The 22111-nt window shown below is 70.7% G+C and carries 12 protein-coding genes, 1 tRNA gene and 6 pseudogenes; 9 read left to right on the top strand and 10 right to left on the bottom strand.

From position 1 onward, the window contains the following. Positions 1–385: 385 nt before the first annotated feature. Both EFK10_RS08910 and EFK10_RS08905 read right to left on the bottom strand, forming a co-directional pair. The gene (locus tag EFK10_RS08910) at positions 386–1729 is read right to left on the bottom strand and encodes a carotenoid oxygenase family protein (protein WP_127355193.1); all 1344 of its coding nucleotides are present in this window, start codon (positions 1727–1729) and stop codon (positions 386–388) included. Between the two features lie 28 nt (positions 1730–1757). Further along, positions 1758–2342: a hypothetical protein gene (locus EFK10_RS08905; RefSeq protein ID WP_240677088.1), complete on the bottom strand. Its 585-nt coding sequence runs from the start codon at positions 2340–2342 to the stop codon at positions 1758–1760. Positions 2343–2513: 171 nt separating this feature from the next. Between EFK10_RS08905 and EFK10_RS08900 the strand changes: the two genes are divergently transcribed. After that, positions 2514–3062 carry a PadR family transcriptional regulator gene (locus EFK10_RS08900; protein ID WP_127355192.1) on the top strand — a complete coding sequence of 183 codons (549 nt, stop codon included), beginning with the start codon at positions 2514–2516 and terminating at the stop codon, positions 3060–3062. A gap of 1572 nt (positions 3063–4634) precedes the next feature. Here the strand turns inward: EFK10_RS08900 and EFK10_RS47155 are convergent. Next, positions 4635–4719: transfer RNA gene (locus tag EFK10_RS47155), tRNA-Thr, on the bottom strand. 570 nt (positions 4720–5289) lie between these two features. After that, positions 5290–6711 carry a glycosyltransferase 87 family protein gene (locus EFK10_RS08895; protein ID WP_127355191.1) on the bottom strand — a complete coding sequence of 474 codons (1422 nt, stop codon included), beginning with the start codon at positions 6709–6711 and terminating at the stop codon, positions 5290–5292. Positions 6712–6879: 168 nt separating this feature from the next. Here EFK10_RS08895 and EFK10_RS08890 point away from each other — a divergent pair, with 168 nt between their 5' ends. Continuing rightward, positions 6880–7971 carry a molybdopterin-dependent oxidoreductase gene (locus tag EFK10_RS08890; RefSeq protein ID WP_240677087.1) on the top strand — a complete coding sequence of 364 codons (1092 nt, stop codon included), beginning with the start codon at positions 6880–6882 and terminating at the stop codon, positions 7969–7971. A 901-nt stretch (positions 7972–8872) separates the two neighbouring features. Here the strand turns inward: EFK10_RS08890 and EFK10_RS08880 are convergent. From EFK10_RS08880 to EFK10_RS08870, 3 genes are read right to left on the bottom strand one after another with little or no spacing between them, the layout of a single operon-like run. After that, complete coding sequence (locus tag EFK10_RS08880) at positions 8873–9553, bottom strand: methyltransferase domain-containing protein (RefSeq protein WP_127355189.1); 681 nt, start codon at positions 9551–9553, stop codon at positions 8873–8875. Further along, positions 9550–10251, bottom strand: a complete 702-nt coding sequence (locus tag EFK10_RS08875) for a TIGR04282 family arsenosugar biosynthesis glycosyltransferase (protein ID WP_240677086.1) — start codon at positions 10249–10251, stop codon at positions 9550–9552. The genes EFK10_RS08880 and EFK10_RS08875 overlap by 4 nt, the downstream gene beginning before the upstream one ends. Beyond that, on the bottom strand, positions 10248–10985 hold the full coding sequence (locus tag EFK10_RS08870; RefSeq protein WP_127355188.1) for a glycosyltransferase family 2 protein: 738 nt from the start codon (positions 10983–10985) through the stop codon (positions 10248–10250). The genes EFK10_RS08875 and EFK10_RS08870 overlap by 4 nt, the downstream gene beginning before the upstream one ends. Positions 10986–11098: 113 nt before the next feature. On the opposite strand from EFK10_RS08870, the pseudogene EFK10_RS08865 reads away from it, so the two are divergent. Both EFK10_RS08865 and EFK10_RS08860 read left to right on the top strand, forming a co-directional pair. Continuing rightward, positions 11099–11826, top strand: a pseudogene (locus EFK10_RS08865) (response regulator transcription factor). Between the two features lie 25 nt (positions 11827–11851). After that, a pseudogene (locus EFK10_RS08860) lies at positions 11852–12962 on the top strand (sensor histidine kinase). Positions 12963–12984: 22 nt separating this feature from the next. On the opposite strand, the pseudogene EFK10_RS08855 reads toward EFK10_RS08860, so the two are convergent. Both EFK10_RS08855 and EFK10_RS08850 read right to left on the bottom strand, forming a co-directional pair. After that, a pseudogene (locus tag EFK10_RS08855) lies at positions 12985–14033 on the bottom strand (NAD-dependent epimerase/dehydratase family protein). A 72-nt stretch (positions 14034–14105) separates the two neighbouring features. Beyond that, on the bottom strand, positions 14106–14468 hold the full coding sequence (locus EFK10_RS08850; protein ID WP_206305369.1) for a hypothetical protein: 363 nt from the start codon (positions 14466–14468) through the stop codon (positions 14106–14108). A 93-nt stretch (positions 14469–14561) separates the two neighbouring features. Here EFK10_RS08850 and EFK10_RS52580 point away from each other — a divergent pair. From EFK10_RS52580 to EFK10_RS08825, 5 genes and pseudogenes are all read left to right on the top strand, one after another. Then, positions 14562–14959 (top strand): annotated as a pseudogene (locus EFK10_RS52580) (hypothetical protein); the annotation flags it as partial. A gap of 376 nt (positions 14960–15335) precedes the next feature. Continuing rightward, entirely contained in the window at positions 15336–16631 is a 1296-nt protein-coding gene (locus tag EFK10_RS08840; RefSeq protein ID WP_127355187.1) for a molybdopterin-dependent oxidoreductase, read from the top strand. 2 nt (positions 16632–16633) lie between these two features. After that, positions 16634–17146: a hypothetical protein gene (locus EFK10_RS08835; RefSeq protein WP_127355239.1), complete on the top strand. Its 513-nt coding sequence runs from the start codon at positions 16634–16636 to the stop codon at positions 17144–17146. Between the two features lie 1106 nt (positions 17147–18252). After that, positions 18253–18453 (top strand): annotated as a pseudogene (locus EFK10_RS08830) (hypothetical protein); the annotation flags it as partial. Between the two features lie 137 nt (positions 18454–18590). Then, entirely contained in the window at positions 18591–21815 is a 3225-nt protein-coding gene (locus tag EFK10_RS08825) for an FG-GAP repeat domain-containing protein (protein WP_127355186.1), read from the top strand. 34 nt (positions 21816–21849) lie between these two features. On the opposite strand, the pseudogene EFK10_RS48515 reads toward EFK10_RS08825, so the two are convergent. Next, positions 21850–22111 (bottom strand): annotated as a pseudogene (locus EFK10_RS48515) (hypothetical protein); the annotation flags it as partial.

Below are 22111 nucleotides of genomic sequence, written 5' to 3'. Positions count from 1 at the left end.
CGTAGCAGGGGAAGCGGTCCGGCTGGTCCGCGGCGTTGCCGAACCTGTGCGCGAGACAGTCACACGCTGGGGACGGCGCGTTGGAGTTCGTGGACGCGAACGCGAAAGACTATGACAACAGGTCCTCCTGGTGCTGCTCGGACAGAGTCGCACCCACGAGCTGCCAAGAGGCCCGGGACTTCACCCAACTCTTCAACATCGTGCACGCGCCACCAGCCCCCTGAAACTCCCTGACCGACCTGCCCGAAAGAGCCCGAGACCTGTGGATAAGTGGAAAAGCTGGGCAGACCAGCGGCCACCCCATGCCCGAATCCGCAGCCCAGCCCCGACACGGCCTGCAGGACCCCGAAACAATCACACCGCAATCAAGCCGGTGGATCCGGGCTCAGTCGGTGTCGGGCAGCCAGTTGCCGTGGAAGCCGGCGGGTACCCGGCGGGGCAGATGGACCGTGGCCGTGGGTGGTGCGCTCAGGTCGTCCGCGCCGAGGATGACCAGGTCGCTGCGGTCGGTCGCGGGGTCGTAGACGAAGGTCATCAGCCAGCCGGGGCCTCCGGCACGGTCGTCGGCCGGGGCGAACGCCGCTTCACCGGGGATGCGTCCTTCGGTGAAGAAGTGGCTGGTGACGGTGTTCTGCTCTAGGTCGTAGCGGTGGATCGCCCCGCCCCGTCCCTGGTCGTGCGGGTCGTCGGCGGTGCTGGCGTGGCCGTACCGGGCGGGCAGCCCGGCCAGCCGGTCGTCTATACGGGGGAACTCGCAGCCCCGGTCGTCCAGTTGCTCTTCGAGTACGGTTCCCAGGGCCAGGTCGATGGTCCAGCGCCACAGCGTGGCCGGACCGGTGAGCTCGACGCCGTCGCCGAGGGAGTCGTAGCGGAGCACATGCAGCACCAGGCGCTGCCCGTCGGCTTCTTCGTGGGCGTTGAGGGTGTGGAACACATAGCAGGTTTCAATCTGGAACCAGCGCACGGTGCCGAACGGGTCGTCCCGGCGCAGCACGCCCAGCCGGGCGCCGTAGTCGGGGGCCCATGTGTAGGGCATGCCCGGCCGGCCGCTGGTCGCCTTGGCCAGGTCGAACAGGATCGGCAGGTCCATGAAGATCACATGGCCGCTGGTCAGGGCGAAGTCGTGCATCATCGTGTGCGCGCCGACGTCGATCGGTCGGCTCAGGAGGAGTTCGCCGCCGGCGTTTGCGCGGTGGTAGGTCAGATACGGCGCGGCCAGGCCGCCATAACCGAAGAAGTGCAGCTCCCCCGTGGTGGGGCAGATCTTGGGGTGCGCGGTCATCGGGGTACGCAGCCGGCCGCCGAAGTCGTAGACCCCGACGGTGTCCAGTTCGTGGCCGGGCCGGCAGTCCAGCTCGTACGGGTAGGACGTCTCGACCAGGGCCAGGGTGCGCCCGGCGTGCCGGACCACATGGGTGTTGGCCCGGCTTGCGGTGAGGTCGAGGTTGCCCTGCTCGTCGTAGATCTTCGCGCCATGGGCGAAGGTATTGGTGCGGACCCAGCGGTTGCGGTAGGACGTGGCCCGGCCGCCCTCGAGCCGGACGCCGTGCACCATGCCGTCCCCCATGAAGTAATGCTCGGAGGCGGCCTCGCGGGGGTTCGGGCCGTTGCGCAGGTACCAGCCGTTCAGCGCCGGCGGGATGGTGCCGGTGACGGACAGTTCGATGACGGTGGACTCGTCGGGCACAGGGGCGAAGTTACCCAGCAGATGGGGAGCCGTGGAGGTCATTTCGCAATCCTGGGTCTGTGGTGGGGCGTCAGCTGGCGGCGTGCGCCGCCGCTGCCTGGGCGGCGTACTTGGCCTGCATGATCTTGGGGTAGCGGGCGGTGAACACGGCGCCCACAACGAACCCGGCGACCTGGGTGAGCGTGGTGGCCAGCGTGCCGCTGCCGGCGGCGATGAGGATCGCGTTGACGATCGCGGTGCCGGTGAAGCAGAGCGCCCAGACCGTGGTGAGGACGACGTTGATGTGCAGGAACTGCGGCGTGTTCCAGAACTCGCGCGGGGTGTTCTGCTTGGCGATACCGAGGGTGAAGGGGTGCCGCATGGCGAGGGTGCCCCACGCCGTCAGCGCGAGCCAGGTGAAGGACGCCACTCCGGAGTAGTGCTCCAGTGACGAATGGGGGGCGGAGAAGGCGAGCGCGGTCAGCAGGGCGAAGTAGATGACGGTGCTGGTCTCCAGGACCAGCGCGTCCGCGGCCGCACCTGCCCGCCGCTGCTTGCGCAGCAGGACCGCTCCGAGAATCAGGGCGATCAGCGCGCCCCACTGCCAGCCCAGCGAGGAGAAGGCGCCGAAGGCGATCCACGGGATGAATCCGCGCAAGTAGCTCATGAAGCTCATGACTGGGTTCCCTTTCGGTCCGTACGGCCCGAGTCCCACATGTCTCAGGTCCGATAGGTCGAAAGTAGAAGGTCAACGATTGATCTGTCAATCTAGGAAGGTGCAGGTATGACATATCAGAGGTAGAATGAATGTAGTGGACCTGTGAAAACTGGAAGGTGGGGTGCCGTCATGAGCCTCCGGCATGCTCTGCTCGGCCTGCTGGTCGACCGCACGGCCAGCGGGTACGACCTGCTGAAATTGTTCGACACCTCGCTGGCCCATGTCTGGCCCGCCACCCAGAGTCAGGTCTACGGCGAGCTGACCAGGCTGGCCGACGCCGGCTTACTGGAGGTCGTGGGCCAGGGGCCGCGCGGACGCAAGGACTACGCGCTCACCGACACGGGAATGACCGAGCTGCACCGCTGGCTCGCCGACCCGCCGCCCGAACAACCCCGCCGCAGTGACACGCTGCTGCGGGTGTTCTTCCTCGACGTCCTCACCCCGCAGCAGCGCCTGGCGTTTTTGAACCACCAGGCGGAACGGGCCGCCGGCCACCACGCCGCGCTGCGGCAGCTGCGGGACTCGCTGGACTGGACCGAGGAAGGCATGCTCACCGCCAACGGCCTGCTCACCCTCGAATACGGCCTGCGCCTCACCGCGATGCAGGAGGAATGGGCCCGCTGGGCAGCACAGCTCGTCGCCTCCAGCGACAGCCCGAGCCAGGCGCGACAGTCGTAGGCAGGGCATTGTCAACTTGGTTGTGGTCGGCCTGTGGGGTGATCGTTTGGATTGCTGATGGCGGGTCGGGGTGGGCGGCAGCAGTGAGGTTCCCCGAAGTTCCACCGTTGATCTGGACAGCCTGATACTGGGACGGACGGGTCCCGGAGGAAGCAGTCCAGGTAGTGAGTAGCAAGAGCAACTTCAGCAAGCGGTATACCGCCGAGTTCAGGCGCGATGCCGTGGACCTGGCCCTGGCCTCCGACAAGACCGTCACGAAGGCCACCCTGAAGCTTCCCCGTGATCTTGGACACTCGATGCTTACGCCACGAGGGCGTGTTCTTGTTCGAGGCGCTGTCGGGTCTGTCCCTGTGCGGTCGGCCCACAGCGCAACGTTGCTTCCGTTGGGAGACCTTGGTGCGGTAGGGCCCTCGACTTGTGGCACCTGAACCGCCCCGGGTTCGATAGAGATCTCAAGGACTGCCGCCGACACCAGCGGTACCAGCCCAGACCGTCCCTCCACCCTCGCGGTGGCGCATATCCACAGATCAGCGCCCCGCGCACGAGCAGCCATGTTTTTGGGCTCCTGTCCCGGGCCCCAACCTGTACCGGGACGATGGCGGTGTGCACGGCCCCGGGCGCGGAGGGCGGGCCGCGGTGTCGGCGGCTACAGGGGAACCGCTCCGGATGAAGTGGCGAATCGTGACTGGTCCAGTGGGGCAGCAGGCGGGGTCACCGTCCCCCCGCTGGGTCGGGTATCCGAGTGTCACCGTCTCCCCCGTCTTGGCGGATGATGTCCAGGTACCAAGGATCTCCGCTCCGGTCCGAAACGCCGACGAAGCGGTTGCCATGGAAGAAGAACCCCCGACGCAGCGGCCATTGACGGAAGCGGGGCAGACACCGAGAATCGCCCGCAACGGGCCGGGCGGAGTACCCTTCGGGTCATCCTCGTCCAAGTCCCTCCAGCGGTGCTCGGAATCTCGTCGCCGAGGCATGACCAGAGCTTCTTCGGTATGTCCGCGGCGGTCGGGGAATTGGCCGACGGCAAGGTCGTGCAAGCCGCGATCCGCGTGTACCCCAGTCGCTCAACGCGCCCTGTTCTACGACTTCACCGCACCCAACCGGCGGCCCTGGCGTCCGGCCGCAACCTCAGGCAACGCGGCCTATCGGCCGCCACTTCGATGCCCCTGCCCCGCGCCGTCGGCGGTTGCGGATGTTCATGGCCGTGATCGTCGCCGAGGATCCAAACCTGAGGTGAGACTTGTCAGGACCAGACAGTCCCGACGACGCCGATCGTCCCGCCGAAGACCGGTCCATTTCATCCGTCGTCCCACGGGCAGCGACAGGCCCCTGATGGAGCATCACGCACGCCTGTCCACCGGTTGTCCACCGGGACCCTTTGCGCGAGCCTGATCCATCCTCCCGAATAGGCAAAAGACCAGCTCAGAGGCTTAGACCGCCCACGTCAACAGAGAAACCACACCTCCGACCTACGCATTACGATGCGTAGGTCGCACGTGCCCGATTGACCCAGGTTCCAAGGTCACCCGAAAGGAAAAACCCCAGGTCAAATGGCCGACCTGGGGTTCACCATGGAGCCGCCTTCGGGATTCGAACCCGAGACCTACGCATTACGAGTACGAAAGCGATCATGCCGCGCCGTGCCGCCCAAGGCTGCCCCATCCCGTATTACCTGATCACAGCGCATGAGCCACGTTCTCTCGTGATGCCTCGTGATGGCAGGTCCAAAGGCGTCCGCGCTCCCCTTGCGCTCCCCTGCCGTCCTCTATCGCACGGCCTCGGCGTCACCTCCATACAACCGGGGATGCCAGGACGTCGACGTGACCACATGTTCTGGAGGCTACGTACCGTGTCCCAGTCCAGTGACCACCCTGCTGACGGCACCCCAGGCGCTCGCCTGTAGCAAGCCAACAAAGCAATGCCGACTGGAGACGCACGGGAACGATCGTTGTCAGCCCCTCAGGACATCGAGGACGGTCTCATAGATCACGCAGGCCTGCACCGCCTGTTCAGGCCGTGGTCACCGCCGCGAGACTCATCTCCCAGGCGTCCCCATGCGGTGACGTCATTTCTCGCGAACATTCACGAGACCCAAGATTCCAAACTGCTGCCCAACCCGGCGTCCAAACGCTGCTGCTAGACCTAAACGAAGCCACTCCTCGATCGTCATCGTGTTGCCTCGGGCTCGGCTCGGCTCGCCTCGTCGGCCGTCCGGCGAGGCGCTCTGTCAGGCGTCCTGCTCCTCGCTGGCGAGCGCGCGGCGGATGGCAGGCACACCGACCCCGCCGGACGCCGCCCGGCCCGATGCCGTGCGGCCTCGTACAGCCGCACCGGCCAGCACGGCAAGCGCGGCGGCCCCGTACGACAGCGACTGGAGGGGTACGTGCCACAGCGCGCCGCCGACGTAGAGGGTGGCCCCTGCGGCGGGGACGGTGAGCCATTCCCAGCGGCCGTCCAGGGCGACGAGGGCGACGATGAGGAGGGCGTACCAGGAGTAGGCGGGCGAGGTGAGGAGCAGGGCGGTGCCGGTGACCAGGAGGGCGCCGCTCCAGGGCCGGTCCGGATCGCCGCGGCGGAGTACGTACAGCGCGGTGAGCAGCAGCAGGAGCACGGCGGCGGGGCCGGCGGCGGCGTCGGGCAGGAGGATGCGGAGCAGGCCGAAGCGGTGGACGCTGCCGGAGTCGTAGCCCTCTTCCTGGAGGTAGCCGGGGAGGTAGCCGAGGACGCCAGCGCCGGAGGCGAGGGCGTACGGCAGGTAGGCGAGGGTGATGACGGCGACAGCGGGCACCACGACGCGCGCGGCCTGGCGGGGCCGGAGGGCGGAAAGGGCGCCGGGCAGGGCGAGGACCGGGTAGAGCTTGACGGCGATGGCAGCGCCGAGCAGTGCTCCGCGCCGGGTGCCGGCGGTGGCGGTGCCGAGGGCGAGGACGGTCAGCAGCACACCGAGGGTGTCGATGTGGGCGTTGTTGACGGCCTCGACGGGGACGGCCGGGCACCAGGCCCACAGCGCCGCCGCATGCGGGTCGCGGCCGCGCCGTCGCAGCACGACGAGCAGCGCGACGGTGGTGCCCATGGCCAGCACCGCGCCGCCGGTCTGCAGGGCCTTGTGGCCGCTGCCGGCCGGGGACAGCTCGTGCACCGCGAGGAACCAGCCCTCGGCGACCGGCGGGTAGATCGTGTGGACGGTGGGGCGGTTGATGTGGGTGCACACGCCGTCCGCGGCGTGCAGTTCCAGCTTCCGCACGAGGTCGTGGTCCCGGCAGGCGGCCTGCGGCGGGAAGAGCCAGCTCTCGCGCAGTGGGGCGAGCTCCGGCGCCGACGGCGGGTAGGTGTACGGGGAGATCCCGGCGGCCTGCACCTTGCCGTCCCAGGCGTAGCGGTACATGTCGCTGCTGGTGCTGGGCGGCGCGGTGAGCGCCGCGACGGCAACGGCCGCGCCGCCGAGGAGGACCAGCACGGTCGCGGCCTGGACCGGCACCTTGCGTACGGCCCAGGCGGCGGCTGCGAACAGCGCCCAGGCGATGCCGTACCAGAGCAGGATGCGGCCGGGGTCGGCACGGATCGCGCCGCTGTGGACCGCGAGGGCAACGGCTGCGGTGAGGGCGGCGAGCAGGGCGGCGACGACGGAGACGCGTGTACGGATTCCCACGCCGCCACCGTGCCAGCCCCGCGCACCCGGAAGCGATCAGGCGGGGCGGGACGTCCGCATTCCGTAAGGTGTTCAAGGCCCTGCTCAGCGTGTGCGGCGCGGTGTGATGGAGGCATGGACACGAGCCGCCCTCCAGGCCTTGCGCACCTTCCACGCCCGCCGCGTCCGGTGTTCAAGGGGCGCCTGCACGACCCCCGCACGGCCACGGTGATCGGCCGCCTGCTCGGCGCGGCGATCCTGACGGCCTTCGTGACCGGCCTGATCAGCCACTACCTGCAACAACCGCCCGGATGGGCGGCGAACCTGCTGCCCAGCCGCCCGTCCTGGGGCTACCGGCTCACCCAGGGCCTGCACGTGGCCAGCGGCATCGCGGCGATCCCCCTGCTGTTCGCCAAGCTGTGGACGGTGTATCCGCGGCTGTTCGAGTGGCCGCCGGTGCGGTCGGTGGTGCACGCGCTGGAGAGACTGTCCATCGGGGTGCTGGTCGGCAGTGTGCTGCTGCAGCTGCTCACCGGGCTGCTCAACACCCTGCAGTGGTATCCGTGGCCCTGGAACTTCAGGCCGACCCACTGGGCGCTGGCCTGGGTCGCGGTGGGCGCGCTGCTGCTGCACATCGCCGTCAAGGCCCCGCAGATCGCCGCCCATTGGCAGCGCCCCCAGTTGGACGCCGACGGCCCGGACCGGAGGGCGTTCGTCGCGGCGGTGGGCGCGGCCGTCGGCGCGGTGACGCTGACGACGGTCGGGCAGTCCGTCACCCCGCTCAAGGACTTCGACCTGTTCGCGCCCCGCCACCCCGACCACGGACCCCAGGGCCTGCCGGTCAATCGCGCCGCGGCCGCCGCCGGGATCACTGCCGAGCGGCTGCCGGGCTGGCGGCTGCGGGTGGACGGCCCGCGCCCGTACGAACTGACGCTGGACGAACTGCGGGCCATGCGCCAGCGCTTCGTGGTCCTGCCCATCGCCTGCGTCGAGGGCTGGAGCAAGAACGCGCACTGGACGGGCGTACGGATCACGGACCTCCTGGACCGCGCCGGTGCCCCGCCGGGGGCACACGTACGTGTGACGTCGATGCAGCGGCACGGGGCATACGCGGTGATGGAGATGGGCACCTCTTACGCCCGCGACCCGCTCGCCCTGCTCGCCCTGTCCCTGAACGGGCAGACCCTCGCCCTCGACCACGGCTTCCCGGCCCGCATCATCGCCCCGAACCGGCCGGGTGTTCTGCAGACCAAATGGGTCGAACGCCTGGAGGTGCTGTGATGAAGGCGCTGCGCGTCACAGTCGGCACGGCAGGGGTCGCGGCGATGGCGCTGGGCGCCGTCCTCCTGACGGACCCGCACGTCAAGAAGCCGCTGGACGTCCTGTGGTGGCTGGTCGGTGCGGTACTACTGCACGACGGTGTGCTGGTCCCTGCCACCCTCACCGCCGGCGCGCTGCTGCCGCCCCGGCTTCGGCGTTCCGTCCGGGGCGCCCTGATCATCGCCGCCTGCCTCACGGCGGTGGCCCTCCCACGCTGCTACGGCCGGGGCGCCCGGCCAACGCCTCGGTGCTTCCGCTGGGCTACGGACGGAACCTGGTCATCGCCCTCGGCACGGTGGCCGCCCTCGCGTTGGCCTGGCACGCCGTACGACGAATCCTCCGGCACAGGCCGACCGCCCACTGTGCCGAGGCGTCACCCCGGTCAGCTGCGGCTGACGCACCGGCGAACCTGCCCGAGCGAACCGTCACGCCCGCGCCGGAGACCACGTCCCCCGGACCGGACACTGCCGGGCGGCCTGCCCCCGAGGACCCTCCCCGCCCCGACCGGCAGTAGCCGGACGGCGTGGCCCTGGGGCACGGGCGGCCACAGCGCCGGCGTGCGCTTACGTGGGCCGGACACTGGCGGTCGGCAGCGCGGGCGTAGACGCGGCTCTGACGGTGATGGCCGGGGGCAAGTACACCCCTGGCCAATGGTTGTGGATGGCGTCGCCGGGCGTCGGGGCTCCCGCGTGAGGGGGCTGCCGGGCGGGCGTGGTCAGCAGCGCCGCGAGGTGCTGTGCGCTGGGCCCCTCCCGGCCGCCGGGCCCGGGACACGTGACGGATCCGGTCAGGATCCGCCGGGCAGCCCCCGGCCGGACAGTGCCGAACTCACCGCGACCAGCGGTGCGGGGCCCGGCCGGCGTCATCCCCACAGCTCGACGAAGGTGCGGCCGTCGGCGGTCCATTGGTCGACCGGGGTCCAGCCGGTGAGAGTGGCGGTGCGCAGGAGGGCGGTCGGGCCGAGGCGGGCCCAGGGGAAGTCGTGGCCGTGGTGGCCGTGGGCGTCCTGGACGCGGACGGTGAGGCGTTCGTCGACGTCGTGCGGGGCCGCCTCGGCGAGCAGGCGGCCACCGGGGGCGATGAGTTGGCGGACCCGGGTGAGCAGGGCGTGCGGGTCGCCGCCGATGCCGATGTTGCCGTCGACGAGCAGGGCGGTGCCCCAGCGTCCCTCCGCCGGAAGGCGGTCGAAGACCGAACGCCGCAGCACCGAGCCGCCCGCGCCCCGGGTACGGGCGACAGCGGCCGGGCTGACGTCCACGCCGAGCGCCGTCAGCCCGTGCCCGGCGAGAGCGGCGACCAACCGCCCGGGACCGCAGCCGATGTCCAGCACCGAACCCCGGCAACGGCTGAACAACGTGATATCGGTCGCGTCCGGCTCGGCGCACCAGCGCTCCACCTCCAGCGGCAGCAACCAGCCGTCGGAACGCCGAAGGAACAGCGGCCCGCGCCCGGTGCGCAGCGCATGTCCGTACGGATCGTCGATCCACGGCCCGGCCGGATCGGCCGGAAGCTCAGCGAGTTCGGTGAGATCGGTGCCGCTCACCGAACGGCGTCCGTCAGTACCCGGCTCGCCGCGCTGTCCGCGAACCGGCCCACTGCCGCCGCAAAGCGCGAGTGCGGTACGGCCGCCGCGACCTCGGCGGCGTCAACGGCGTTGTCGACGTCCCGCAGCGGCGGCAGGTCGCGTACCCGCAGGCCCGCGTCCGTCAGACGGCGCCGTTGGATCTCCCCGGTGCGGGCGGTGGACATCGGCACACCCCGAATGAGCCCGGGGGCCAGCCCGGGCTCGCTCAGGCCCAGCGTCCAGAAGCCGCCGTCGGCCGCCGGGCCGAACCAGGCCTCGCAGCCGTCCCACCTGCCGGACGCCACGGCCGGGGCCAGCAATTCCGGGGTGACCTGCGGGGTGTCCATCCCGACCAGCAGCGCGGGGCCGTCGTCATACCGGGCGAAGGCCGCCGCGAGCCGTTCGTCGAGGCCACCAGCCACCTGCGGAACGACCTCGAAGCCGGGCGGCAGCCAGGGGCCCGGCGAACCGTCGAGCACCAGGACCCGGCGCCGGGCCGGGGCCCGCAGCACCACGTCGAGGGTGTCGGCCAGCGCCGCTTCGGCGAGGGCGGCGGCCTGCCAGGGAGCGTACGGAGGCGTGAGTCGGGTCTTGACCCGGCCGGGCACCGGCTCCTTGGCGATGACCAGCAAGGTCACCGGGCCCGCCGGGGCCGCGCCCCGGATCGCGGGGGTCACCGGGCGACTCCGGCCGGGGACGCCGTCCGCTGCGGCCGAGCCGGTTCGGCGAGCACCGCCCGCATGTCGCGCACCGCGTGCCAGGTACCGCGCAAGGTCCCGGTCACCTTGGAACGGCCGACGCGCGGCGTGTACGGGACGTCCAGCTCGCGGACCCGCCAGCCCGCGTCGGCGGCCCGGACCAGCATCTGGAGCGGGTAGCCGGAGCGTCGGTCGGTCAGGCCGAGACCGAGCAGCGCCTCGCGGCGGGCGGCGCGCATCGGGCCGAGGTCGTGCAGCCGCAGGCCGGTGCGGCGACGGATGAGACGGGCCAGTTCCAGGTTGGCCAGCCGCGCGTGCGGCGGCCAGGCACCGCGCACGGTCGGCCGCCGCCTGCCCAGTACGAGATCGGCGGCGCCGTCCAGCACCGGTCCGGCGACGGACGGCAGCAGGCCCGGGTCCAGCGAGGCGTCGAAGTCGCAGAAGCACACCACGTCCGCAGTCGCAGCCCGCAGCCCCGCGTGACAGGCCGCGCCGAAGCCCCGGCGGGGCTCGTGGACGTACGCGCCGAGCGATGCGGCCAGCTCCGCCGAGCCGTCGGTGGAATCGTTGTCGACCACGATCGCCCGCCAGCCTGGCGGGATGCGTTCCAGCACCCAGGGCAGGGCCGGGGCCTCGTCCAGGCACGGCAGTACGACATCGACGAGGGATCCGGCAGGAGCGACGCCTTCAGGAGGCGGAGAAGTCTCTGTCACCCCTCACACCTTACGAACACGAAAGGGACATTTTGGGAATCTGGTCCTTACGAAACGCGGACGTCCGCAGGCGCGGGCCGCCCCGGCGCATCCCCGGTGCGAGACTCGACGACGTGAGCGCACCGATCGCAGTACCCAGGGCCCGCGTTCTGGTGGTGGACGACGACTCGACCGTCTCGGAGGTCGTCGCCACCTACCTGGACCGCGCCGGTTTCACGGTGGACCGGGCTGCCGACGGCCCCTCCGCCGTGGCCCGGGCCGCTGCCGTACGCCCCGACCTGGTCGTGCTGGACCTGATGCTGCCCGGCATGGACGGCCTGGAGGTGTGCCGCCGGATCCGGCATGGCCAAGGCCCGGTCCCCGTGGTCATGCTCACCGCACGCGCCGACGAGGAGGACCGCATCCTGGGGCTGGAGGTAGGCGCCGACGACTACGTCACCAAGCCGTTCAGCCCGCGCGAACTCGTCCTGCGGGTGACCTCCGTGCTGCGCCGGGCCGGCAGCACCGCCGAACAGGGGCCCGCCGCCCGGGCCTGGCTGCGCGCGGGCCCACTCGCCCTGGACCGGGCGGCCGCCGCGCCACCCTCGACGGCACCGAGCTCGCCCTGACCATGCGCGAGTTCGACCTGCTCGCCTTCTTCCTCCAACATCCCGGCCGGGTCATGGGCCGCGACGAGCTGATGCAACGCGTCTGGGGCTGGGAGTTCGGAGACCTGTCGACCGTCACCGTCCACGTCCGGCGGCTGCGCGAGAAGGTCGAGGAGGACCCCGCCCGGCCCCGGCTGATCAGCTCCGTATGGGGCGCCGGCTACCGCTTCGACCCACCCCCGCAACCCCGGTAACCCCAGCAACCGGAGGACCCCGACCATGCAGGACCTGCTGCTGATCCTCGCGTACGCGGCCCTCGGCGCCGTGGCCGCCGGGCTGCTCGGTGCGGTCGCACTGTGGCTGCTGCGCGCCCGCTCGGTCGCCGTGTCGCTGGCCGTGGTGGCGGCGGTCACCGTCGGGGCGATGCTCGCCGGGACGCTCTCGGTCGCCCGCGCGATGTTCCTGTCCAGCCACGACCTGGGCGTGGTGACGGCCGTGTGCGCCATAGCGGCGGTCATCTCCCTCGTCATGGCGTTGCTGCTCGGCCGCAGAGTGGTCGCGGGCAGCCGCGCCCTTGACCGCCGCGACCCGGGCGTTCGGCGACAGCGACTCCTTCGCCGCCCCACGCCACGCGCCCACCGCCGAACTCGCCGAACTGGGCCGCGAACTCGCCGCCACCAGCACCAAACTGGTCGAGTCCCGGGAACGCGAACGCGCCCTGGAGGCATCACGCCGCGAGCTGGTCGCCTGGATCTCCCACGACCTGCGCACCCCGCTCGCCGGACTGCGGGCCATGACCGAAGCCCTGGAGGACGGCGTCGCCGCCGACCCCACCCGCTACCACACCCAGATCCGCGCCGAAGTGGAACGGCTCACCTCCATGGTCGGCGACCTCTTCGAACTGTCCCGCATCCAGGCCGGCGTGCTCTCGCTCATGCCCGCCCGCATGTCGGTGTACGACCTCGTGGGCGACGCCATCGCGGGCGCCGACGCACTCGCCCGGCAGCACCGCATATCGCTGGTCGGCCGGGGCGTGGAGCCGGTACCGGTGGAGGTGGACGGCCGGGAGATGACCCGCGTCCTGGCCAACCTCCTCGTCAACGCCATCCACCGCACCCCCGCCGACGGCACCGTCGCCGTCGCCGCACACCGCGAGGCCGACTCCGTCGTGCTGTCCGTCACCGACGGCTGCGGCGGCATCCCGCCCGAGGAACTCCCCCGGGTATTCGACACCGGCTGGCGCGGCACCGACGCCCGCACACCCCCGGCAGGCGCCGGGCTCGGACTGGCCATCGTCCGCGGAATCGTCGAGGCCCACCACGGCCACGCCGCCGTCCATAATGTCCCGGGCGGCTGCCGCTTCGAAGTACGCCTCCCCGCCGCCGTCTGACGGTTCTGCGCCTTTCGCGCGGTCAGCCCCGCAACGACGCCGTAGCGAACTCCGCGACGCCCTCCGCGAACCGGACCTCCGGCTTCCACCCCAGCTCGTCGCGGAGCCGCCGCGACGACGCCGTGATGTGCCGGACGTCCCCGAGCCGGTACTCCCCCGTCGTCACCGACGCCGGCCCACCGGACGCGAGGGCCGGCTCGGCCGCCAGCTCGCCGACCGTGTGCGGCTCGCCACTGCCCACGTTGAACGCCCGCAGAGCGCCCTCCGGACCATCCTGCGCCCCTGACAGTGCCAGCGCGTTCGCCGCGGCGACATCCCGTACATGCACGAAGTCCCGCCGCTGACCGCCGTCCTCAAAAACCCGCGGCGCCTCACCCCGAGCCAGTGCCGACCGGAACAGCGATGCCACCCCCGCGTACGGAGTGTCCCTGGGCATCCCGGGACCATAGACGTTGTGATACCGCAGGGACACCGCGTAGCCGCCCACCGCCCGCGCCCACGCCGCCGCCAGGTGCTCCTGGGCCAGCTTGGTCGCCGCGTACACATTGCGCGGATCGAGAGGCGCCTCCTCATCCACCAGCCCCGGCGCCAGCGGCTCACCGCACCGCGGACACGGCGGCTCGAACCGCCCGGCGTCCAACTCGCCACCCGGCGCGGACCCGGCCGCACGACCCCGTGCCGCACGCACTCGTACCGCCCCTCGCCGTACACCACCATCGACCCGGCAAGCACCAACCGCCGCACTCCCGCCCGCGCCATGCCCGCCAGAAGCACCGCCGTACCGAGGTCATTGCACCCCACATAGTCGGGCGCATCGGCGAAGTCCTTGCCCAGCCCAACCATGGCGGCCTGATGGCAGACCGCGTCCACATCCCGCAGGACCTCCTCGACCGCCGCCCGGTCACGGACATCGGCCTGCCGCCATTCCATCCCCTCCGGAACGGGCGGCGCCGTACGGTGCGCAGCGGGCAGCAGTGCGTCCAGGACCCGAACGTCGTGCCCCGCCGCGGTGAGAGCGGTGACGACCCGCGAGCCGATGAAGCCCGCTCCTCCAGTGACAAGTACCAGCATGAGGCCGACATTACGGACCCCCGCCGCCCCGCGGCGTGTTCCGTGCCCGGTCGTCAGCGGTCCGTAAGGAATTCAGGCGGCACTCGGCGTATCCGCGCTCGCCGCCCGGGCCGGCAGGCCGAAGGCGACAGCGTAGCCCAACATGGTGAACACGCCCTTGGGCCGGAAGATGTGACTGTCGTAGAACGACCAGCAGGCCGCGAGCAGAATCACGCCCCCAGGAAGCACTCGCGCACCGTGGCGCAGGAACGGCACGGCACAGGTGGCGAGAGCGGCGACGGCAAGGGCGTACACACCGGTATGGCCCAGGGCGTCGCCCCTCGTGAACAGTGGCCCCACCGCTGAGGTCGCCCCGTGGTCGGTGACCGTACCGGCAGACATGCCCGCCACCGCGTCGAGGCCGGTGTAGTAGGCCGCGAAGACGAAGGACCCCACCCGCGCGACGACCGTCGCGGCTCCGCTGACGTCGCGACGGGGCCTGCCCCACAGCGGCCGGCATGGCCCGTGGCGCTGACTCCACTCACTCACCCCGATCAACTCACCCACCGGTACCCGCCCGCGGAGCTCGACGGCATCCTCGCCGTCCTCACCAAGCTGCTGCACGCCCAGCGCACCGTGCTGGCCGTCAACCGCGCGTACATCGCCTCGGCCGCCCAGTCCGACGCCTCCCGCACCGAACCGCCCTTCCGGCTCCAGGGCTCCTACCGGGACATGAACAATCTGGCCGAGCGCATCACCCCCGTCATGAACGACGCCGAACTCGACGCTCTCGTCGACGACCACTACCGCGCCGAGGCCCAGACCCGCACCTCCGCCGCCGAGGCCAACTTCCTCAAGCTCGCCGAAATTGGCGGCACCCTCACCCCCTGCAGGCTGCGCGCTGGGACGAGGTCAAGGCAGCGCTGTCGCATTCCCCACGCCCATGAGCGGAATCTTCACACGCCGCTGACGCCGCCGAGCGATCCACGACCGTCCTTGTCGGACAGGCCGCCGGTACCGGCATGGCGATCACCGACCCCGCGGCCGCCGGGATACGCCCGGACGAGTGCAATCTGTGCGGTACGCAGTGCGATCGCCGGTGGTGCTGAGAGCTCCGACCGGAACCCCGGTCTATGAGTAGCAAGGTGATCGCGGCCGCCTGCACCCCGCCCAGGGCGCGGTCCTGTGCGGAGGAGACGGTTGGTGGGAAACGGCGGACGACCTTCGGCCTCCGGTTCAGCGGGGACACCGAAGCCCTCGAAAGACGGCGACACGCCTTCACGGCGGCGATTCCAGCAGATCGCCGCAGCCGCGGCAGCACGGATGAAGACGACGGTGGGGCGGATCAGCGAGACGCCCCCGCCCCCGGGGCCCTTTCGGCCCGGGTTCTGGCGCAGTCCGATCCGCGGTCCGTGGCTGACGTCGGTGTTCGGCCTGGTGTTGCTGGTCGGCATCCCGGTGCTCTTCGTGACCGGCGCGCTCTCCTACGCCGCGTACAACCCCGATCTGGGCCCGCTCAACGACCAGACCCCCGACAAGGGCCTGCTGGGCTTCTACCTGTTCGACTGGCCCACCCACCCGTATTGGCTCTACCGGCTGACCCAGGGCATTCACGTAACGCTCGGCGTGGTGCTCGTACCCGTACTGCTGGCCAAGCTGTGGTCGGTCATCCCGAAACTCTTCGAGTGGCTGCCGGTGCGGTCGCTCGCGCACGGCCTGGAGCGGCTGTCCCTCCTGCTGCTCGTGGGCGGGGCCATCTTCGAGTTCGTGACCGGGATCTTCAACATCCAGCTTTTCTACATTTTCCCCGGCTCCTTCTACACCCTGCACTTCTACGGCGCGTGGGTATTCATCGCCGCGTTCAGTGTCCATGTGTGCCTCAAGCTCGGCCGGATGACACGCGCCCTACGCTCTCGCAACCTGCTCACGGAGCTGCGCACCGACGTCGCCCACACGCGGCCCGAGCCGCCGGACCCCGACGGTCTGGTACCGGCCGCGCCGGCGGCCCCGACCATGTCACGGCGCGGCGCCGTGGGCCTGGTGGGGGCGGGATCGCTGGCCCTGCTTGTGGTCACCGTGGGCCAAAGCATCGGTGGCCGCCTGCGGAGCACCGCTCTGCTCGCCCCGCACAATCGCAATCCGGGCAGCGGGTCGAACGGATTCCAGATCAACAAGACCGCCGCTTCCGTCAGCGTCACCCCGGCTCTCGTCGGCCCCGCCTGGCGGCTGGAAGTGCACGGCCGAGGACCGGCCCTGGTCTTCACCCGCGGGCAACTGCTCGCGATGCCCCGGCACGCGGCCGCGCTGCCGATCGCCTGCGTGGAAGGCTGGTCCACCGAGGACCAGCACTGGAACGGCCTGCGTCTCGCCGACCTCGCCGCCCTAGCCGGTCTTTCCCACGCCGGAAGCGTCCTGGTGGAATCCGTGCAGCCTCCCGGCCCCTACAGCTCGGCCATGCTGCGCGGAAACCAGATCCACGACCCGCGTGCCCTGCTCGCCCTGCGGGTCAACGGCGCCGACCTCTCGCTCGACCACGGCTACCCGGCGCGCATCATCGTCCCGGCCAACCCCGGTGTGAACAACACCAAGTGGGTGCACCGGCTCACCTTCAGGACGTGACCATGACCCGCCTGGCCCGCCTGGCCCGCTGGTACGGCGCGAATCCCCTGCACCTGCTGGTCCTCATCTGCTCGTTCGCGGTCACCGCGTACGCCGGCGTGCGGCTGTTCGCCACGCGGCCCCTCGAAGTGGCGATCTGGTTCGTGGGGGCGGCGATCCTCCACGACCTGATCCTGCTGCCCCTCTACTCCCTCGCCGATCTCTCGGCGCGTTCCGTCCTGCGACATCGCGGCGACGCCGTGCCGGCCGTTCCGTTGATCAACTACCTGCGAGTGCCGGCGTTCCTTTCCGGCCTGCTGCTGCTGGTGTGGTTCCCCCTCGCCTTCCAGCTGTCGAGCCCCTACCCGGGCGCCACCGGACTCTCCTACGACATCTATCTCGGCCGCTGGCTGATCATTACCGCTGTCCTGTTCGGCGCCTTCGCGCTGGCCCTCGCGCTGAAGCTGCGCCGCATCCACCGGGCGGCCCGCGCCAACGAGGAAAAGTCCCCGCCCGGCAACGGCGGCAAGCCGTGATCGTCGACGACCACACCCCGCAGAGGTCAGACTCCTACGCAGAGGCCCTGCACATCGATCGTGGACAGCTTTACCTCCGGTTGGCGTTGTCACGTTGTTGGGTGTGTGGGTGTCTGATGGCGTGACACCCTTGAACCGCACCGGCAAGAGCGGAGCGCACCTGGCAGCGGTGACGGGGCAGCACGGATCACGGCTCTTGGCTGAGGTCGACAACTGAGCCGGGCACGCACGGCGAACCCAAATGCACACCGACCACACTCGTTGTACTGGCACGTACCGGGCTGGTTAGCGCCACGCAGACGGCAGTCGGCGCAGCCAGAACCAACCGCTACCGGGCACCACCAGACCCAGAACTGATGGTGCGTCAATACCAATGCGCTCCCCTCGCGCTCCCCTGGCCTGCCGACAGCCCACCCGCCGCACCTCGACAGCCGAGCCTCCATGAAGAAAGTCCAGCTCAAGGGGCATTCACGCCCAGCGGCGCCACAAGCAACTCCACAGAGTGAACCATCGACCTACGCATCGGAATGCGTAGGTCGAAAAGCCCTCACACGCACACTTCCCATGGTCAATAAGAAGGAAAAACCCCAGTTCAGAGTCCTGACCTGGGGTTCACCATGGAGCCGCCTTCGGGATTCGAACCCGAGACCTACGCATTACGAGCTGTCCGGTCTTGTTCCACAGGGGTCCAGGGGCATCCGGTAGTCGGTTCGCGCTGCAGGTCAGGCGCCATACCGAACGTCCACGGACGAGCGCGTACCGCACCGGATTGAGCAGCAATCGAGACTAGAACTGAGACTGGCCCAAGCCCGCATGGATGGGTCTGATGCAGGGTTGGGCCAGCCCTTGTGCTGGCCCAACCGCCCTCGGCTGAGGCGACGCAGTTGCAGGCGTAACGGCTCAAGTCCGTAAGCCCGCCCTAACACGCCGGTTTGCTGAGCAAGGCGGAGTGCTGCTTGCAGGTCCTCGTCAATGGCCATGGCGTGCATGGTGCCCACGCCAGCCTCACCGCACGCATGGCTCGGTCCGCACGGCCAGGTGCCGCGGGCCGACTACTTGGGCCAGCCGGATAGAAGCGGCTTTGAGGGGTGGCAATGTTCTGCGCGCAGCTGGGCCGTCGCCACGCCCACGACCCCTTCGACCTGCCCACGCTCCAGTCCCGTCTCACCGGCACGGACTTCACCCGGTACGGCCTGGACGACGCGGCGGTCACCGCCCTGCGTGCCTGGGCCCAGCACTGGTCGGACGACATCGCCGAGCGGCTGATGGAGGAGGGCGAGTCGCCCGACGAGGAGTCTCCTGAGTGACGGCCGCCCGGCAGCCGCCGGGGGCGTGGGGCCGACGACGTGAACACCCAGGCTCCTGGTAAGAGAATGGCAAGAGGCTGGTAAAGTCCGCTTACTTGGGCGGGGGCAGGGGGCCCTCGCCGGGAGGGACTCTCACCGTGGGCAGACATGCCCTGGGACGGGGCGGTCTGACCGTCGCTGTCTCCGCACTCTCGGTCGCCGTCGCGGCCGTCACCGTGGTCTCGGGGGGCGGCGAGCCGGCCCGCGCGGCCACCGCACAGACAGCGGGAACGACGGAGATTCTCCTTCAGGACCCGCGCACGGAAACGACGCGTTCGGACCGCGTGCTCGCGGCCGGCGAGACCGGCTTCCTGCACCGGCAGGCCGGTGGAGCCGGGCTGCTCTGGACGAACTACGAGGACGGTGGCACCACCACCGTCACCACCCCGCCCGGCAACGCCGGTGCGGGCCAGCCGTACCAGCCGACCACCACCAGCTGCTACGACATCAGCGCCACCTGCCCCTCGGGCACGTTCGGACAGGGCGCCGACACCGTCGCGCTCCCGCACCGGTCGTACACCGAACCCGTCTCACTGTGGACGCCCGGCGGAGCGGACGGCGGCACGCTGCGCACGCTGGACATGCCGCGGCTGGACTACGTCGGCACGTACGGCGGGACTGTCGTGGCGGCCGAGCAGAACACCAGCGTCGACGGCTCGCCCCGGCCCGGCACCGGGCTGGAACTGCTGGACTACGTCGACGGCAAGCAGCGCACCCGCGTGGTGACCGGAGGCCCGGCCGACAAGGTCTGGAAGACGGGCGTCACCTCCGTGCGCACCGGAGACGCCAAGGGCGCGCTGCTCGCGTACCCGGGCGCCGCCGACTCGACCGGCGCCGCGACCTTCGACATCCACTACCTCGACTTCGCCACCGCGGAGCTCACCCAGGTCTTCTCCGGCGCCGGGAGCGGGCTGTCACTCTCCCTCTCCGGTGACCGGATCGGCTGGTACACCCCGGCCGCGGGCTTGCACCTCCGGTCCCGCGCGGACCTCGCCGCCGAGGAGACGGTCACGGTGGCGGGCAACGGCACGGCCGGCTCCCCTGTGCTCGTCGGGAACTGGCTCGTCCTGGTGGCGGACCGGGGCCCCGTCACGGCCGTCTCGCTGACCGACGGCACCACGAAGACCCTGCTGACCCGCTCGTACGGCGACCCCGTCGCCGCCCCCGACGGCTCGGCCCTCGTCACCGGCGGCACGAGCACCACCGACTGGTGGGTGCAGCGCGTCGTCCAGGGCGCCGACGGCATCCCGCGGCTGGAGAAGGTGGCCAAGGTGCCGCCGTACGAGAACCCCAAGACGGGCCTCGCGCTCAGCCGGGGCAGCCTGCGCGTGGCGGAGCGCGACCCCGCCGTCAGCAGCACTATGGACGCCACGTCCGTGCGCACGCTGACGACGAACGGCAGCACCACGCTCACCGCGTCCGACGCCACGGCCGGCGACAAGGTCTCGGCCGTGTGCCCGTACCCGGGCACCTCCTGCTCGGCGATGTGGGGCAACAAGGTCACCGCCCCCCGGGACGCCTACCTCGAGACGTTTTACGACGCCGACGAGGGCGGATCGGGTCTGTCGGACGCAGACCGGGTGGCCCGCGTCGGCGACGGCTCGGGCGTTCCCGACCTTGAGTTCGGCACCGAGAAGGGCGCGATCGTCGACGTGTCCGACGACTACGCGGTCTACAACTCGGGCGGCTCCGCCCCGATGCAGTACGTGGGCCACTTCGGCTACGGCCAGAAGCTGAAGCGCTCGGTCCGCGCCGCGGCCCTGAACGGGCCCGTCCTGTGGAGCGCCACCGCCACCGCCGGCCAGGTCACCTCCTACAGCCTCACCACGGACAAGACCCTCACCACGGTCACGGTCCCCGGCGCCAGCTGTGTGCCGACCGAGCTGCAGGCGGCGGGCCGCTGGCTGTACTGGGCCTGCGGCACGGCCTCAGCGGGCGTGTACGACACCAAGGCCGGCACGTCCGCCGCCGTGGCCCCCGGTGACGTGCTGCTCGGCGACGGCTTCACCGTCCGCCACGACCACGCCGCCGACGAGCTGGTCCTCACCGACGCGGCCACCGGCGCCACCCGCGTGGTCGCCGCGAAGGTCCCGGACACCGGCCTGGCCGCCGACCGCCGCTACCGCTGGACGGTCGACGAGTACACGGGCCTGGTCGCCTGGTTCGACGCGTTCGAGCAGACTCACGTCGCCACCACCGGCGTGACCCCGTCCGCCCTGACCGCGTTCGACTCGAGCGCCGACAGCTACGCCGCGCCTTCCACCGCCGACTCCTGGACGGGTTCGTGGCTGCTGTCCCGCCCTGTCGGCTCCTGGTCGCTCACCTTCACCTCGGTGGAGAGCGGCGAGACCGGTAAGGCGAGCCGCTCGGTCACCGGCGGTGCGAGCGCCGCCCGGGTCTCGGCGGGCTGGAACGGCAAGACCGCGAGCGGGGCCCGCTTCCCCAACGGCCGGTTCACCTGGACCCTGAAGGCGACGGGCCTGAACACGTCCACCGCCACCACCGTGGCAACCGGCAGCGGCTTCCTCAACAACGGGGCACCGGTACGGCACGACTTCGGCAGCCCCGACGGCCCGGACGGCACTGGCGACCTGCTGACCCTCAACTCCTCGGGCGCCCTGACCTTCCAGAGGGGCACGGGCACGGGGACGTTCTCGAGCAAGGTCAGCGGCAGCGGCTGGGCGACCAGCGTCAAGGCGGTCCCGTTCGGCGACCTGAGCGGGGACCGGTGCAACGACGTCCTGGTGCGCTACAGCAGCGGGGCCCTGCGCCTGTACAAGCCGGGCTGCGGCGCGGCGCTCAAGCCGACGACGTCGTACACCACGCTGGCGACCAGCGGCTGGACCCAGTACGACGTGCTGACCTCTCCGGGTGACATCAGCGGTGACGGCCGGCCCGACCTGATCGCGCGCAACGCCTCGACCGGCGCGGTGTACCTGTACAAGGGCACCAGCACGGGCAAGCTGTCCGCGCGCGTGAAGCTGTACGACAGCTGGAAGGGCTACAAGAAGATCGTCGGCACCGGTGACCTCAACGGTGACGGCATCGGCGACCTGGTCGTCCAGGACACCTCGAACACCCTGTACCGCTACAACGGCACCGGCAAGGGCACGTTCGGCGCCCGCGCCAAGGTGTTCGGCAACTGGGGCGGCACGTACAACGCCGTCGTCGGTGTCGGCGACCTCAACCGTGACGGCAAGGCGGACATCGTCGTCCGGGATAGCGCGGGCAAGCTGTACCGCAACTACGGTGACGGGAAGGGGTCGTTCGGGTCCCGTACCCAGATCGCCACCGGCTGGGGCGGGTACAAGGCCCTCTCCTAGCAACCTGTGGGGCTCGGAAAGTCGTCGCTGCAGGTCAAGCCGCATAGCGGTACTCGTTAATGGCGCCGCCGAGGATGCGGGTGCGCAGGAGTCTGCGGACTTCGAGGTCGTGCACGGTGATGGGCTGCTGGTCGGCGCCCGGAGGTAGTTGGTTGCGTGCTCGGTGGGGGCGGTGCTCGTTGCGGCCAGGACGTTGCCCGATCTTGGTGGCTAATTCGTAATTGTCATGCTGTGAGGGCGAGTTCGAGGCGGGCGAGGTGACTGCTGCTGGCGCGGTCGAGGGGGTGTCCGTTCCC

Origin of the sequence: Streptomyces soli, assembly GCF_003999195.1 — a bacterium.
Lineage (GTDB): Bacteria > Actinomycetota > Actinomycetes > Streptomycetales > Streptomycetaceae > Actinacidiphila > Actinacidiphila soli.
This window is presented reverse-complemented; position numbering and strand designations above follow the sequence as displayed.